This is a genomic window from Roseicitreum antarcticum, assembly GCF_014681765.1.
GTDB classification, from domain to species: domain Bacteria; phylum Pseudomonadota; class Alphaproteobacteria; order Rhodobacterales; family Rhodobacteraceae; genus Roseicitreum; species Roseicitreum antarcticum.
Genome location: NZ_CP061498.1, coordinates 1,090,670 through 1,104,887 on the forward strand (window position 1 = coordinate 1,090,670; position 14,218 = coordinate 1,104,887).

The 14,218-nt window shown below is 66.9% G+C and carries 9 protein-coding genes; 6 read left to right on the forward strand and 3 right to left on the reverse strand.

Annotated elements, in window-relative coordinates; all coding sequences use genetic code 11:
• The first annotated feature begins 53 nt into the window (after positions 1-53).
• The 6 genes from H9529_RS05270 to H9529_RS05300 all read left to right on the forward strand — a co-directional run bounded on the left by H9529_RS05270 (position 54) and on the right by H9529_RS05300 (position 9,495).
• The gene (locus tag H9529_RS05270; RefSeq protein ID WP_092891716.1) at positions 54-1,370 is read left to right on the forward strand and encodes a capsule biosynthesis protein; all 1,317 of its coding nucleotides are present in this window, start codon (positions 54-56) and stop codon (positions 1,368-1,370) included.
• 262 nt (positions 1,371-1,632) lie between these two features.
• A complete protein-coding gene (locus H9529_RS05275) occupies positions 1,633-2,646 on the forward strand; it encodes a polysaccharide biosynthesis/export family protein (RefSeq protein WP_092891749.1) in 1,014 nt (337 codons plus the stop codon).
• Between the two features lie 893 nt (positions 2,647-3,539).
• The gene (locus tag H9529_RS20640; RefSeq protein WP_143033539.1) at positions 3,540-6,218 is read left to right on the forward strand and encodes a capsular polysaccharide biosynthesis protein; all 2,679 of its coding nucleotides are present in this window, start codon (positions 3,540-3,542) and stop codon (positions 6,216-6,218) included.
• Positions 6,219-6,771: 553 nt separating this feature from the next.
• On the forward strand, positions 6,772-7,710 hold the full coding sequence (locus H9529_RS05290; protein WP_092891718.1) for a sulfurtransferase: 939 nt from the start codon (positions 6,772-6,774) through the stop codon (positions 7,708-7,710).
• A 451-nt stretch (positions 7,711-8,161) separates the two neighbouring features.
• Complete coding sequence (locus tag H9529_RS05295) at positions 8,162-9,280, forward strand: YeeE/YedE family protein (RefSeq protein ID WP_092891720.1); 1,119 nt, start codon at positions 8,162-8,164, stop codon at positions 9,278-9,280.
• An 8-nt stretch (positions 9,281-9,288) separates the two neighbouring features.
• A complete protein-coding gene (locus H9529_RS05300) occupies positions 9,289-9,495 on the forward strand; it encodes a hypothetical protein (RefSeq protein WP_092891722.1) in 207 nt (68 codons plus the stop codon).
• Between the two features lie 219 nt (positions 9,496-9,714).
• On the opposite strand, the gene pgi is transcribed toward H9529_RS05300, so the two are convergent.
• From pgi to H9529_RS05315, 3 genes are all read right to left on the reverse strand, one after another.
• Positions 9,715-11,316, reverse strand: a complete 1,602-nt coding sequence (gene pgi, locus H9529_RS05305; RefSeq protein ID WP_092891724.1) for a glucose-6-phosphate isomerase — start codon at positions 11,314-11,316, stop codon at positions 9,715-9,717.
• A 131-nt stretch (positions 11,317-11,447) separates the two neighbouring features.
• Entirely contained in the window at positions 11,448-13,301 is a 1,854-nt protein-coding gene (locus tag H9529_RS05310) for an ABC-F family ATP-binding cassette domain-containing protein (protein ID WP_092891726.1), read from the reverse strand.
• Between the two features lie 96 nt (positions 13,302-13,397).
• Positions 13,398-14,189 (reverse strand): GNAT family N-acetyltransferase, encoded by a 792-nt coding sequence (locus H9529_RS05315; RefSeq protein ID WP_223814306.1) that lies wholly within the window; start codon positions 14,187-14,189, stop codon positions 13,398-13,400.
• Positions 14,190-14,218 lie beyond the last annotated feature (29 nt).

The window sequence follows — 14,218 nt, forward strand, 5'->3', positions numbered from 1 at the left end:
AAACAGGGTATCGGCAAAATGACGGTCCGCGCAGCAGCACAGGCAGAAAACAGATGCAGGCACACACCCAAAAACCGCTGACGCGGTTAAGCGGCGAGAACCGACGGTTTTTGTTTCTTCAGGGCCCGCATGGCCCGTTCTTCGCGCGGCTGGGCCGGATGGTGCGCGCCTCGGGCGGGAAGGTCTGGCGCGTGGGCTTCAATGCAGGCGATGCCGCCTTCTGGCGCGACCGCGACAGCTTCATCCCCTTTACCGCCCGGCCCCAGGACTGGCCCGCCGAATGCGCCGCGCTGCTGGAGCGGCACCAGATCACCGATATTGTGCTCTATGGCGACACCCGCCCGATCCATGCACAGGCCATCGCCGCTGCGCGCGCGCGCCACATCACCGTGCATGTGTTCGAGGAAGGCTACATGCGCCCCTATTGGGTGACGTATGAACGCGAAGGCGCCAACGGCAATTCCCGCCTGATGACGCTGGACCTGCCGCAGATGCGCCGCGCGTTGGAGCGGTGCGAGACCGACCTGCCCGACCCGCCCGCGCGCTGGGGCGACATGCGCCAGCATGTGTTCTACGGCGCGCTCTACCATTTCTTCGTGATGTTCGCCAACCGGCGCTTTCGCAACTTTCGCCCGCACCGCGCGCTCAGCGTGTCGCAGGAATTCGGGCTTTATGTCAAACGCCTCTGGGCAATGCCGCTGATCTCGCTCCAGCGGCGGCTGGCGACGCGCTACATCCGCAACGGCGGCTTTCCCTACCATCTGGCGCTGTTGCAACTGGAACATGACAGCAATTTCCAGATGCACAGCCCGTTTTCCACCATGAGTGAATTCATTGACCTTTGCCTGAAGGGCTTTGCCGAGGGCGCGCCCGGCCACCACCACCTGGTATTCAAGGCGCATCCGCTGGAAGATGGCCGCGTGCCCGTGCATCGTGAAATCCGGCGACTGGCCGCCGCTTACGGCGTCGCCGACCGGGTGCATTTCGTGCGGGGCGGAAAGCTGGCCGCACTGCTCAATCACGCGCGCAGCGCCGTCACCGTCAATTCCACCGCAGCGCAGCAGGTCCTCTGGCGCGGCATGCCGCTTAAGGTCTTTGGCAGTGCCGTCTATGGCAAACCGGAATTCGTCTCGACCCAACCCTTGCCCGAATTCTTCGCCCAGCCCGCGCGCCCCGATGCCCGCGCCTACCGCGACTATCGCAACTACCTGCTGGAAACCTCGCAGATCCCGGGCGGCTTTTATTCGGTCGCGGGGCGCAGACACCTGCTGCGCCAGGTGGTCGACCTGATGCTGGCGCCGGATGATCCTTATACCGCGCTGGAAACCGGGCAGGCCGCGCCGCGCCAACAGCTGCGGCTGGTGCGCTGACCCGGCATCTGCAACCGGCGCGCAACACTTGCGCAAGCCTTTGAAATCAACGCTTGGCGCATTGGCGGCTTTTCTGCTAAGCTTTCCCTAATTAAAAAAATTCCGACTGAGGCAGAATTACATATAAGGAGCGCGAGCAGTGCCCAACCTCACCAGACCGGGGGTCAGTAAACTGGCCCTCTTGGCGGTTTTCGCCTTTTTAGCCGCGTGCGATCAGCCGCGATCCGGCCCGGGGAAGGAAGATATCTTCGAAGGCTCGGTCATGCGACAGGGCAACGCTTTCATCGTCTCCGTGACCCCGCGCGTGTCGCAGGTCACCAAGGCCACGCCCGCGCTGGGGTTCAGCCACGCACTGCGCAGCGCCTCGCTTCTGGGGGCCGATTCCATCCGTTCGGGCGACGTCGTGACCCTCTCGGTCTATGAAAACGTGACCGAAGGGCTGCTGGCCGGGACCGAGACGCCGGGCGCTATCCTCGAAGAACTTCAGGTCGATTCCGAGGGCTACATCTTCGTGCCCTATGCGGGCCGCATCCGCGCCGCAGGCCAGACGCCCGATGCGCTGCGCCGCCTGCTGACCCGGCAACTCGACGAACAAACCCCCGATCCGCAGGTGATCGTGCGCCGCGTCAGTGGCGACGGCACCACGGTGTCGGTGCTGGGCGCGGTTACAACGCAGGGCGTTTATCCCATCGAACGCCCCACCCGCACCCTGACCGCGATGCTGGCCAGTGCCGGCGGCGTGAACGTGCGGCCAGAAATCGCGCAGGTCCGCGTCACCCGCGGCAGCCAGCAAGACACCGTGTGGCTGCAAGACCTGTTCGACCACCCGCAATTGGACATCGCGCTGCGCGGCGGGGACCGCATTCTGGTCGAGGCCGATCAGCGCTCGTTCACCGCGCTGGGGGCCACCGGCCGGACCGAGCGTGTGACCTTTGAAAGCCGCACCGTCAGCGGGATCGAGGCGCTGGCCAGCGTCGGCGGGCTGGACCCGTCGCGCGCCGATCCCACCGGCGTCTTCGTCTTCCGCGACGAACCGCCCGAGATCGCCAACGCCCTGCTGGGCCGCAACGACCTGATCGGCGATCAGCGCTTTGTCTACGTCCTCGACCTGACCGCGCCCACCGGCATGTTCGAGGCCCGCGACTTCGCGATCCGCGACAAGGACACCGTCTATGTGACCGAGGCTTCGGCCATCGGCTGGTCGCGTACGATCGCCACCCTGACCGGCACGCTGGCCACAGCCACCACAGCGCGCCGCGTGCTGCTGGACGACTAGCCGCGCCGGAACGGCCCGGCAGCGCATGGGCGCTGACAGAAGCAAGGTTGGGGGGCTTTTCTCGCCGCAGGCAAAACTGCGGTCAAAGCCCCCCCAAAAAACCGCCACCCGGCACCAGCGCACACGATAACGGCACATCGCCGGTGCATGGCGCGGCACGAAAGCCCCATGCGCTTTCCCGGATACGGGCATGACCATACTGCGGCACGGCATCCCGGCGCTGCATCTTGCGGGATAAGGGGGGAACCGCGCGGGACCTGACCAAGCTGGCACCCCTTCGCCCAATACCGCACCGATGCGGGCCAGCAGACCCGGGCTACAGACTGGGCCAGAAAACCGGGCCAGAAAACCGAGACTACAGACGAGGCTAAACACGAGGGGCCGACCACGCGGGACCAAACACGGGACAGTGTCGTCGAAGCCAGAGGCAACGCCGCGTGATGCCACCCGGAACAAGGACAAGCCGAATGCAGGTCAGCGCACGACATGTCAGCACAGCCCCGGCCCGGCCCCCCCGGTCCGGTGGTGACCTCAGAACCGAGCCGCGCTCAAACGTGGCAGGGGCAGCACAACCTGCATCGCGAATGCACCCCATCCGACTCACCGGCGCCCCCGCAATGCCCGCTTCAGCCACCGCGCGGGGCCTCTCGGCGCGTCGATGGTCCGCACCCCGTCCCGCCGCGCCGGGTTCCTCGGCGCCTTGCACCTCCGCGCCCCATCTCACAGCGCCCCATCTCACAGCGTCCCACCCCAAAGCGTCCCGTCTCGCTGCACAGGCCCCCACCGCGCAGGCCCCCACCGCACAGGCCCCCTCCGCACAGGCCCCCTCAGCACTTCATCTCATCGCGCCTGGCCTGCCACAGCGCGCTGCGCTTTAGGCCGGGCGCAGTCGCATGGCAGGCCGCTTCCCGTATCACACCGACCCAGACGGCAGCGACACCGCCCCCCCGCACCGCACCCGGCTCTTTGCCTATAACGGCGGGCTCTTGGGGCCGGGCACCACCGCACGCCGTCTGCGCCGGATCCTGTCGCTGGCAGGCTACGACCTTCGGCTGGGCCTGCCCGATGCAGGCGATGCCGTCGCCGTCTGGGGCCATGGCGCAACCGCCCACCGGGGCACGGCCATCGCCGCCCGGCGCGGCGCAACCCTGATCCGGCTCGAGGATGCCTTCCTGCGCTCCATCCATCCCGGCCGCGCAGGTTCTGAGCCACAGGTTTCCGGACCACAGGTTTCTGGCCCACAGATCTCCGGGCCCCAGATTTCCGGGCCCCAGGTTTCTGCGCAGGCGCATTCACGGCGTCCGGGCGGCGGCCCCCCGCTGGGCATCCTCATCGACAAAATCGGGGGGGCGCATTACGCCCCGGCGGGGCCGTCCAGCCTGGAACGGCTGCTCGCCACCCATCCGCTGGACGATGCCGCATTGCTGGCGCGCGCGCGCACCGGCATCGCCCGGCTGCGCGCGGCGGACCTGTCGAAATACAACGCGCATGAACCGTCTGCCAGCCTGCACCCGGGGCTGCACCCCAGCCTGCACCCCGGCCTGCATCCCAGTGAGGGCCCGCATCGCCTGCCCGCCCCCGGCTACGTGCTGGTGATTGATCAGGTGCGCGGCGATGCTGCCCTGACCGAGGGGGGGCTGGACGGCCCCCTGCCGCCCAACATCTTCCGCGAGATTCTGGTCCATGCGCAGGCCGACCACCCCATGGCGCGCATCGTCATCAAGACCCACCCGGAATCGCAGGGCACGACCACCCAAATCGGCCCGCACGCCCACCACACACCCCCGGACGCCAAGCCCTCTGGCTGGTGGCCCACCACCACGCCCCGGGGCCGCACCGGCCATTATACCCACGCCGATGCGCGGGGCCGCATCACCCTGCTGGATACCCCCGTCTCGCCCCATGCCCTGCTGGAAGGGGCAATCGCCGTCTATACCGTGTCGTCGCAACTGGGGTTCGAGGCGATCATGGCCGGTCATCGCCCCCGCGTCTTCGGCATGCCGTTCTACGCGGGATGGGGCCTGACCGAGGACGCCACCCCCCATCCCCGCCGCACCCGCCGCCTGACGCGCACCCAGCTTTTCGCCGCCGCGATGATCCTCGCACCCGTTTGGTATGACGCGCATCGCGACCGGCTGTGCAGTTTTGAGGAGGCGCTGAACCAGCTGGAGGCCACGACCCGCGCCTGGCGCGAGGACCGCCACGGCCATGTCGCACTGAACATGCGGCTGTGGAAGCGTGGCGCGCTGCAAGGCTTCTTCGGCAAACCCCGCCCCGTGCAGTACACGAATGACCCCATGCGCGCGCGCAGCCTGCTGGGCATCGCTTCAAAAGCCGATGCCAGCGTCGGCGCGCCGCCCACCGCCACTCCATCAACCGGGCAATCCGCCCCGGCGCCCAGCACAGCGAAACCCCGGGAAGCACCCCGCCCGGGCCTCCTGATCTGGGCCAGCCACGATCTGCCGGACTGGGCACAGCCCCCCGCCCCCGCATCCGATGCACGCGCGCCCGCATCCGCGCCGCTCATCGTCCGCCGGGTCGAGGACGGCTTCTTGCGGTCGCGCGGCTTGGGTGCGCAATTGGTGCCGCCGCTGTCGCTGGTCGCCGACCCCTTGGGCATCTACTACGACCCCACGCGCCCCAGCACACTGGAACGCCTGATCGCCGCCCCGCCCCCCCCCGGCTATGCCGACCGGGCCGAGGCGCTGCGCCGCCAGATCATCACCGCAGGGCTGTCGAAATACAACCTTGGCGGCACGGGGCCATCGCGCGCGACGCCGCCGCAGGACAGGCCGCCGCGCCCTGATCCGCAAGACCCGCTTGCCGGGGCACTGCCGCGGCGCGGCGGCTCTGGCACCGCCCCCCAAACCAACAGCCAGCCCACTCAGGCCGGTAACGCCCCGACCGATGACGCGCATGACCGACCCGCTGCGCGTTCCGTCACCACCCGTGCCGCGTCCACCGCATCCCCCCGCCTGCGCATCCTTGTGCCGGGGCAGGTCGAGGATGATGCCTCGATCCGCCTTGGCGCGGGGAATGTGCGCACCAACCTCGACCTGCTGCGCGCCGTGCGCACCGCCAACCCCGACGCGCATATCACCTACAAACCCCATCCCGATGTCGAGGCAGGGCTGCGCCCCGGCGCGATCCCCAATGCTGCGGCCTGCACGCTGGCCGACATCATCGCGTCCCACGCCGACCCCATCGCGCTGATCGACGCCTGCGATGCTGTCTGGACCATCACGTCACTTCTGGGGTTCGAGGCGCTGATCCGGCATAAGCCCGTTACCTGCCTCGGCGTGCCGTTCTACGCGGGCTGGGGCCTGACCACCGACCTGTGCGACATGCCCCGGCGGCGCCAGGAAGCAGCCCGCCCCGATCTGGCCGCGCTGATCCATGCCACGCTGATCGCCTATCCGCGCTACCGCGACCCCGTCACCGGCACCCCCTGCCCGCCCGAGGTGGTGGCCGAGCGCCTTGCAACCGGCACCCTGCCCCGCCCGGGTCTGGCCCTGCGATGGCTGGCAAAACTGCAAGGCATGCTGGCCTCTCGTGCCGGGCTCTGGCGCTGAGGGCAGGACAAAGCGCCTGCCTGGCACGCAGCCCCCCCCACTGCCAGACACCGCCTGCCCAACACCGCCTGCCCAACACCGCGCGCCGCCCACACCTGACCAAACCAAAACCGCGCGGCCCCCCCTTTCCCCACCGCATCCGCGCGAACGGGCCACGTGGACACCGCCCACCACCAGACGGTTACGCGGAAAAACTGCCCGGCACCTTGCGCGATGCAGCGCAAATAAGGCCATGAATCCACCAGGATCGCCAATAACCGGAACGATATTCCACGGCAGTCACCAGATCCGGAAATCCACCCATGCGGCACGGCAAGACCGGAAACAACCGTCCGCGTCCCACCCGCAAAGCGCGCGCGCATGCCGTTGCCGCGTCTGAATATCAGGCCTATCTGCCCCTCAGACAGGGGCGCGCGCCCCGGGGCCTCGGCCCTGCCACCCCGCCAACGCACCAAAGCCTGCCTGCATCGCGGCCCACACCGACCGCCCGCACCACAAACAACACCCCCCCCGGGGGGCCCGCCCATACCAGAACAGCGAAAGGATCATCCACATGCTTCGCACCACCACCGCCGCCCTTACCCTTGCCGCGCTCAGCCTGCCGACGCTGGCCTTCGCCGCACCCGAGGGCTGGAAACCCCTTTTGGAACCCGCCGAACTGGCCACGATCCTGGAGGCCGATGACAGCGTGCGCGTCGTCCATGTCTCGGGCGATTTCGCCGCAGGCCATATCCCCGGCGCGGTGCATTCGCCCTATGCCCAGTGGCGCGGCGGGCCCGAAAACCCCGGCGCCCTGCGCGACGTGTCGGCATTCGCCGATGTCACATCGAACCTCGGCATCGACGCCGACACACCGGTGGTCGTGGTCCATTCGGGCGCGAACCAATCCGACATGGGGACGGCCGCGCGGGTTTACTGGACGCTGAAATCCATGGGCGTTGCCGATCTGGCGCTGGTCAACGGCGGGTTTGACGGCTGGGTCGATGCCGGGCTGCCTGTTTCCACCACCGCGACCGAAGTCGCCGCCTCGGACTTCCAGCCCGACTGGACCGATACCTGGCGCGTCACCACCACGGAAGTCGCCGCCCTGGCGGAAGCGGGCGATGCCCGGCTGGTCGACAGCCGTCCCACCGGGTTCTTTGAAGGCATCGAATGGTCCATCGCCCGCCCGGGCACCATCAAGAGCGCCGAGAACCTGACCTATGACCAGTTCTTCGACGGCACCCGCATGATCGACCCCACCGGGGCCCGCGCGCTGGCCCAGACCTACGGGCTGACCGATGCCCCCCTGACCGTGTCCTTCTGCAACACCGGGCATTGGGCCGCGATCAACTGGTTCGCCCTGTCCGAGGTCGCCGGGGTCGACAACACCCGCCTCTATGCCGAATCCATGGCCGAATACGGTACGCAGGGCCATCCGCTGCAAAATGAGCCGGGCCGCGTGTCCTATATGTGGAACTCCACAAAAAAATGGGTAGCGGAACTGTTCTGATTGCGTCATACCTGTGTCACCGTCGGATCAGATTTCCGCGCCAGTGCGATCAGGGGAGGGGTTGCACCGGCAAGTGTCCGAGGTCTGACCGGCGGGAACAGGGGCGGGACGCATCACGCGGGCCGCCCCTTTTATTTCCCCCATTCCACGCGACAGATGCATCTTGCCGACACCCCATGGCGGCGCAACATCGCCCGTGCGGGTTCGCGCGTGAAGGATGGCACAGCCGCACGGCGTCACCACATGGTGCGGTCGCACCAACGCCCCGGCCGCACCAACACCAGACGCCCACCCCCGATCGGGCACCAGGCCACACCAACCGGCCCCCGGGCCGCGATCCCGCCCCGGTCCTGCCGTATCGGTCCTGCCGTATCGGTCACCGCGCCCCTCTGAACCCCTCCCCGGCGCATACCGCCCTGACCTCAAGACCTCGCCTGAAGGAAACCACCCCATGTTACCCACCCGCCTTGGCCTGATTTTGCTGGGCCTGATTGTCGTGCTCGGCACCGCCTTTGCCGCAGGCCCCCGCGCCGCCCTGCTGATCCTCATCGGGCTGGGCTTCGGCCTGACGCTGGAGGGCTTGCGCTTCGGCTTTGCCGGACCGTGGCGCCTGATCGTCACCGACCGCGACGGGCGCGGGCTGATCGCGCAATTCCTCGCCATCGGCGCCACCGCCGCGATTGCCTTCCCCCTTCTGGCCGCCGCCCCGACCGAGCTTTTCGGCGCCCATGCCCCTGTCGGGCTGGCGATGATCGGCGGCGCCTTCGTGTTCGGCGCGGCGATGCAATTGGTGATGGGATGCGGGTCCGGCACGCTCATCAATGCGGGCAGCGGCAATCTGGTAGGCCTCATCGCGCTCTTGGGGTTCATCGCGGGCAGCTTTCTGGGCACGCTGCATCTGGGCTGGTGGACCGGCCTTGGCACCCTGCCGGTGATGACGCTGCAAGGCCTGCTGGGCGAGGGCGCGGGGCTGGCCGTGACGCTGGCGCTGCTGCTGGTGTTGGGCGGCATCGTGGCGCTGCGGGCGGCGCCCGGCAAACGCATGCCGCCGCTGCGCCTGTGGATCGCCGCCGGACTGGTCGCCGCACTGGCCCTGGCCAATCTGGTGGTGGCGGGCCAGCCCTGGGGCATCGTCTACGGGCTGGGCCTTTGGGGGGCGAAAGTGGCGGCGGCCGGTGGTGCCGACCTGTCCGCCGTGCCGTTCTGGGCGGCTGAAGGCAACGCCACGCGACTGGGGGCAAGCATCCTGACCGATGTGACCTCGCTCACCAATATCGGGCTTTTGATCGGCGCGTTTCTGGTCATGCGCTGGAAGGCCGCGCCCAGCCCGCAAGTCGCCAATCTGCGCCCCGCCTCCTGGGTGGCAATTCTGGCTGCAGGGATCGTTCTGGGCTATTCGGCGCGGCTGGCCTTTGGCTGCAACGTGGGGGCGTTCTTTTCGGGCATCTCCACCGGGTCGCTGCACGGCTGGGTCTGGTTTGCCGCTGCCTTCGTCGGGTCGATGGCGGGGATCCGGCTGCGCCCCCTGCTGCTACGCCCCGTGCAGATCATGGCGGGGGCACCCGCATGAGTACCCGCATGAGTACCGGCAATAGCACAGGCCTCAGCACGCAGATCGCCCGCCCGTCCCGCCCCCTCACCGGCCTGCTGGCCCTTTTGCTGCTCGGGGGCATCTTGCTGGTCGATGCCGCAGGCAGCCCGCCGGTGGACCTGTTCAGCGCACCGCCGCCGCTTGCCTTCGGGTCGGGTCAGGCCCCGACGGGCGCGCATTGCACGGGCGGATAGCACCGGGGCGCAGGCCACCACAAAATCAAAAACCGCAAAATCGAAAAACCGCGCCGCAAAACTGCGGCGCGGTTTCATTTTGCGCACGGAAAATACAACCATCGCGTGCATCAGGGTGCAAAGGTTAACAACCCCGCCCCATACCGCGCGTATGTATCAAAGCCATACGGTTTCCATACCGTTTCCAGACACCCCGAAAACGGCCAGAACCCGCATTCGTTAACGCGCCATCACATATTCCAGCAACGCCCGGGTGGACCCGTCCTTGTCCTCGGAACCCGCGGTCCCTTCAAGGATCGGTTGCAGCGCCACGGCCAGTTCCTTGCCCAGTTCCACCCCCCATTGATCGAACGAGTTGATGTCCAGAATGACGCCTTCCACGAACACCCGATGCTCATAAAGCGCCACGATCTGGCCCAGCATATGCGGCGTAAGCTGTTGATAAACCAGCGTGGTTGACGGGCGGTTGCCCGGGAAAACCCTGTGGCGCGCCTGACGCTCCAACTCCGCGCCTTTCAGCCCCTTGGCTTCCATCATCGCGCGCGCCGTCTCCAGCGAGCGGCCGCGCAACAGCGCCTCGGATTGCGCCAGACAATTGGCGATCAGCAGGCGGTGCTGATGCACCAGATCCAGCTCATGCCCTTGGGCAGCAAGCAGAAATTCGCACGGCACCACCCGCGTCCCCTGATGGATCAACTGGTAGAAAGCATGCTGCCCGTTCGTCCCGGGCTCCCCCCAGACCAAGGGCCCCGAGTCGTAGGGCAGGTCGGTGCCATCCATCGCGACACGCTTGCCGTTGCTCTCCATCTCCAATTGTTGCAGATACGCGGGCAGACGTAGCAAACGCTGGTCATAAGGCAGCACAGCACGGCTGGCATGGCCCTGCACCTGCGCGTGCCATATCCCCACAAGTGCCAGTAATACCGGCATATTCTGCGCGAAATCAGCGGTGCGGAAATGCTGATCCATCGCAGCCGCGCCATCCAGAAAGGCACGGAAATTGAACGGTCCGATCGCCAGCATCACCGACAGCCCGATCGGTCCCCAGACCGAATAGCGCCCGCCGACCCAATCCTCGAAACCGAAAACCCGCTCATCCGCGATGCCAAAAGCGGCGGTCTTGTCCACGGCCGAGGACAGGGCGACAAACTGTGCCGCCGGGTCGCTGACCGCAGTCGCCATCCAGGCCCGCGCAGTTTCCGCATTGGTCATGGTTTCAATGGTCGAGAAGGTTTTCGACGCCACGATGACCAGCGTCGTTTCCGGGTCAAGCTCTTGCAGAACATCGTGAATATGCGCCCCGTCAATGTTGGACACGAAATGCACGCGCGGCCCGTCATGATAGGGCGCCAGCGCCACCGTCACCATCACTGGCCCCAGATCCGACCCGCCGATGCCGATATTCACGACATCGGTGATCGCCCCGCCCTGCCCGGTGAACTGGCCCGTGCGCAGCGCATCCGCGAAGGTCTCCATCCGGGTCAGCGTGTCGCGCACATTGGGCATGACGTCGGCGCCGTCCACCAGAACCTTGCCATCCAGATTGCGCAGCGCGGTATGCAGCACTGCGCGGCCCTCGGTCTGGTTGACCTTTTCGCCGCTGAACATCGCCTCGGCCCGGGCGCGCAGGCCCGCCGCCTCGGCCAGCGCCAGCAGCATGTCGCGCCCTGCGGCGTCGATGTTGGTTTTCGAATAATCCAGCCGCATGTCACCCAGACTGACGCTGAAATCAGACGCCCGCGCGGGGTCGTCGAACAGCTCCAGAATCGGCCGGTCCGCGGTCGCGGCAAAATGGCGTTTCAGCTCTGAGAAATCAGGCATTTCAGCCCCCTTTGGTTGCAACTCCGTCGTTATCCACGGGGCTGCCCCTCAGGGCAAGGCACAACTGCCGCGCCGGGCCATTTCACGCCTGCGCAACACCAAGCTGCGCCTGCGGCAGGCACCGCAGAGGTTCAGGCTTCGGCTTTGGCCGCCAGCGCCAGCCATTCCTCTTCGGCGGCAGACAATTTGCGCTGCCGCTCGGTCATTGCTTCGGTGGCTTTACGAAATTTTATTGGTTCGCGGCTAAACAGGTCTGCGTCGGACAAAAGGCCCTGCAACTTGCCGATCTCGGCCTCCAGCCGCGCAATCTCTGCGGGAAGCACTTCCAGCCGGTGCTTTTCGCTGAAACTCAGCTTCGCCTGCGGTTTGGCCGCCGGTTTGTCACTAGCGGGTTTGCCCTTCCCCGGTTTACCACCGGACTTAGACGCCTTGCCGTCGGCCTTCGCCACGGGCGCAGGTGCGTCTTCACCCGCCGCCAATGCCTTGGCGTCCTGGTAATCGCTCCACCCGCCCGCATAGACCGTGGCGCGGCCATCGCCATCCATCGCAATCGTGGTGCTGGCAACCCGGTCGATGAAATCGCGGTCGTGGCTGACCAGCAGCACAGTGCCCGGGTAATCACCCAGGATATCTTGCAGCAGGTCCAGCGTTTCCACGTCCAGATCGTTCGTCGGCTCATCGAGGACCAGCAGGTTCGATTCGCGCGCCATGATCCGGGCCAGCAGCAGCCGCGCCCGTTCCCCGCCCGACAGCGACTTCACCGGTGCACGGGCCTGCGCATCGTCAAACAAGAACTCCTTGAGGTAGCCGACCACATGCTTGGGCCGCCCCCGCACCATCACCTGATCGGCCTGCCCCGACACCCGCATCATAGGGTCGCCAGTCAGGTTTTCCCACAGGCTGGCGTTCGGATCGAGCTTCGCACGCGACTGGTCGAACACCGCCATATCCAGGTTTGTACCCAATTTCACGGTGCCGCTGTCGGGTTCTTCCTCGCCGGTCAGCATGCGCAACAGCGTCGTCTTGCCCACGCCATTGGGGCCAACAAAGGCCACCCGATCGCCGCGCAACACCCGCAGGTCGAAATCGCTCAAGATCACGTTTTCGCCGAAAGCCTTTGAAATTCCAGTAACTTCCACCACCAGCTTGCCAGATTTCTGCCCGGCCTCCAGCGCCATGGCGGCGGTGCCCTGACGACGGATCTGGCCCGCACGCTCGGACCGCAGGTCGTTGAGGGCGCGCACGCGGCCTTGGTTCCGCTTGCGCCGGGCGCTGATGCCTTCGACGGCCCAGCGTGCCTCGGCCTTGATCTTTCGGTCCAGTTTGTGGCGCGCATCGTCTTCCTGCGCCCAGGTGGAATCGCGCCAATCCTCGAACCCGTCAAAGCCACGCTCCAGCCGCCGCACCTGCCCCCGGTCGATCCACAGCGTCTGCCGGGTAAGCGCATTCAGGAAAGCCCGGTCGTGGCTGATCAGGACGAAGCCCGCGCGGGTTTCGCGCAGGCGATCCTCCAGCCAGCCGATGGTCGCAATGTCGAGGTGGTTCGTCGGCTCATCCAGCAGCATCAGTTCGGGCGCTTCGGCCAGCAGGCGGGCCAGCGCAGCGCGCCGACGCTCACCGCCCGACGCGGTGGCGGGGTCCAGGTCGGGGTCGAACTGCAAGCCTTCGGCGGCAATTTCCACCTTGTAGAATTCCGCCGGGTCCAGCCCCTGCCCAGCATATTCACCCAGCGTGGCAAAGCCTGAGAAATCGGGGTCCTGCTCCATGTAGCCTACCGACACGCCGGGGCTGAGGGTCCGCGCGCCGCGGTCGGATTCGACCTGCCCCGCCATCACCTTCATCAGGGTCGATTTACCCGACCCGTTGCGCCCGACCAACGCCACGCGGTCGCCCGGCTGCACCGTGAGGTCCAGACCGTCAAAAACAGGATTGCCACCATAGGTCAGGGCAATATCGGAGAGTTGCAAAAGCGGGATCTGAGCCATGCGGGCGGGGCTATCCCGACCGGTGAACAGCGTCAAGCGGCTATCGGGTGACGATCACTGAACCTTGGGCCGAAATCCTGTGTCAGGCGGCGAACGCTACACCTTTGCCGCCACCGCGCGCAGCAGGCGTTGGCGCGCAGGCGGGATCGCGGCGATTTCGAGCCCGGTGAAGACATGCATCGTGCCCAGATCGCGGTCGATTACCGCATGGTCGGACACCCAGCCCCCCAGCGCCAGATAGCTGCGCAGCAGCGACGGCAGTCCCCGCATCGCGCGTGCGCCGTCCTGCATGGGCGGCAGCGTGTCAAAGGCCAACACCTCAGCCTCGCCATGACCGATGCGCCATGCCGCAGGCGCGCGGTGCCGGGCGTGCAGCAGCGCGAAACTGTCGGCAAAGGCTGACGGATCATTGCCCCGGAACGAGGTGCAGCCAAACAGGAACGCTGCGCCGCTGTCGTCCACCAGCCGCGTCACCTCGGCCCAGGCCAGCCGCATCACATCGGCGTCGGCATGGGCGGGATCGACGCAAAAGCGGCCCAGTTCCAGCAGCGGCTGCTCCAGCGGATAAAATGCCCGCAAATCATAGGATTGCGCGCTGTAGCTGTGACGAACGGCACGGCCGTCGGCGCAGTGCAGCACCCGAAAACAGCCCACGACGGCGCCGCTGTTCTGTCCGCGGATCACATAGTGTTCGCACGCGTCGTCGAAGCGGTCGCGGTCATCGCGCTGGCCACCCCGAAAAACGCGGGCGCGCAGATCGAACGCCGCTTCGATGTCCCGCACGCTCACCGCGCGTTCCACCCCGAAACGGCCAGTTGCCATGCCGGGCAGTCCCGGCCCGGGTATCGCCGCGCCTTGTGACTGGAATCGCGTGTCCAGATTCCCCATGATGCGCCCCTGTGCCCATTGCGGATATG